The following is a 2166-nucleotide window of genomic DNA, read 5'->3' as shown; positions in this document are numbered from 1 at the left end:
ATTTTGCAATCCATGACCCCCATCCGCCGGGACACAATCCCCACGCCCATGTCCTGCTGACTATGAGAGCAATGGACGAGCATGGAAAATGGCTTCCCAAGAGCCGCAAAGTTTATGACCTTGACGAGAACGGGGAACGGATAAAGCTGCCATCCGGCAGGTGGAAAAGCCACAAGGAGGATACGGTTGACTGGAACGACCAGAAGTATTGTGAAATCTGGCGGCATGAATGGGAGGTTATCCAGAACCGCTATCTGGAAGCTAATAACCGCCCGGAGCGAGTGGACTTGCGTTCTTATGCCAGACAGGGGCTTGATATTATCCCTACTGTCCATGAGGGAGCTGCTGTCCGGCAGATGGAAAAGCGGGGTATCCAGACGAACATCGGCAACCTGAACCGGGAAATCAGAGCTGCCAACCGCCTGATGAAGTCTATCCGTCAGCTCATCCAAAACCTCAAAGGCTGGATTACCGAGCTGGGCGAAAAACGGAAAGAGCTGCTTGCACAAAAAGCGGCGGAGGAAGCGACACTTCTTCCCAATCTGCTGATGAAGTATATGGAGATACGAAAGGAAGAACGGAAGGACTGGACAAGGGCTGGACAGAACCGGGGGACTTCACAGGACTTAAAGGCAGTCAGCGAAGCCCTATCCTATCTCCGGCAAAAGGGGCTTTCCACTGTGGAGGACTTAGAAGCATTTCTGGAATCTTCCGGGAAATCAGCCGCAGATTACCGCAATCAGATGAAGCCAAAGGAAGCCCGCAGCAAAGTGATTGACGGGATTCTTGCCAGCCGGACAGACTGCAAAGAATGTAAGGCTGTCTATGAGAAATACCAGAAGATATTTTTCAAGAAAACAAAGGAGAAATTCAAACAGGAACACCCGGAGGTTGCCCGGTATGAGAAAGCCACCGCCTACCTTGCCAAACACCCGGACGATAAGGATAGTACCCAAAAGGAGCTGCAAGAGGAGCAGGAAACCCTTCTCAGCGAAATCGCAGAGCTGAAAGTACCGCTGACCGAGGTACAGGAGGATTTGAAGAAGCTGCGGGACATCCGCTACTGGGTACGGAAAGCCACACCCGGCACAGAGGAAAGTAAAGAGCCGCCTAAGAAGCAGCCCATCAAGGAAGTCTTGCAGGATAAGGCAGACGAGAAAAAGGCTCAAAGAACCGCCCCGGCACAGGCGAAACACAGACAACAGGATATGGAACTTTAACAGGCACTTGCCATTTTCAATCAGAGAATGTCAGGTGCTTTTCTTTTTTCAAGGAGGGATAGATTTGAATGTATTTGAAGCTGTGAAGCAGTCTGTCACAACAAGACAGGCAGCGGAGCATTATGGAATCCATGTAGGTCGGAACGGGATGGCTTGCTGCCCGTTCCATAACGATAAAACCCCAAGCATGAAGTTGGATCGGCGTTACCACTGCTTCGGCTGCGGTGCGGATGGGGATGTGATTGATTTTACCGCCGCCCTGTATGGGCTGGGAAAGAAAGAAGCCGCCGTACAGCTGGCACAGGACTTCGGGCTTTCCTATGAGGACTGGAAACCGCCGGGAAAGGCAAAAAAGCCCAAGCCCCGGCAGAAATCCCCGGAGGAACAGTTTCAGGAAGCAAAAAACCGCTGCTTCCGTATTCTTACCGATTATCTTCACTTGCTTATGGCATGGAGAACGGACTACGCCCCGCACTCCCCGGAGGAAGCCTTACAGAAGCAAGACCAAGTGGAATATCTGCTGGATGTGCTGCTGTTCGGGGAGACAGAGGAAAAAGCGGCTTTGATTACGGACTACGGAAAGGATGTGATACAGCTTGAACAGCGAATGGCAGAGCTTGCAGCCGCAGACGCAGCAAGAACTAAAAAACACCATGAACGCCATGCAGCCGCCCCAGAGCATTGAGGAAATCAAGGCGGGGCTGGAAACCACCGAGAAAGGCGGTGTCCGCCAGAGCATACGGAACTGCCTGACCGTATTCCAGCGTGACCCTCTGCTTTCCGGGGCTATCGCATACAACATCCTGACCGACCGCAAGGACATCATAAAGCCCATTGGTTTTCACAGAGAAGGCACCGCCCTGAACGATACGGACATGAAGTATCTGCTTCTTTATCTGGAAGAAACCTATGGGCTTACCAATGAGAAAAAGATTGATAATGCCAT

Annotated in this window: 2 protein-coding genes and 1 pseudogene; all 3 read left to right on the top strand. The window is 51.7% G+C overall.

What is annotated here, in order from left to right:
* The coding region (locus DW761_RS20805) for a MobA/MobL family protein (RefSeq protein WP_117519238.1) at nucleotides 1-1220 on the top strand (1220 nt) is incomplete at its 5' end.
* Between the two features lie 64 nt (nucleotides 1221-1284).
* Entirely contained in the window at nucleotides 1285-1905 is a 621-nt protein-coding gene (locus DW761_RS20800) for a CHC2 zinc finger domain-containing protein (RefSeq protein WP_117519237.1), read from the top strand.
* A pseudogene (locus DW761_RS20795) lies at nucleotides 1874-2166 on the top strand (virulence-associated protein E); the annotation flags it as partial. The gene DW761_RS20800 and the pseudogene DW761_RS20795, both read left to right, overlap by 32 nt.

The organism is Absiella sp. AM29-15, from assembly GCF_003434225.1.
GTDB lineage: Bacteria > Bacillota_I > Bacilli_A > Erysipelotrichales > Erysipelotrichaceae > Hoskinsella > Hoskinsella hominis.
This window is presented reverse-complemented; position numbering and strand designations above follow the sequence as displayed.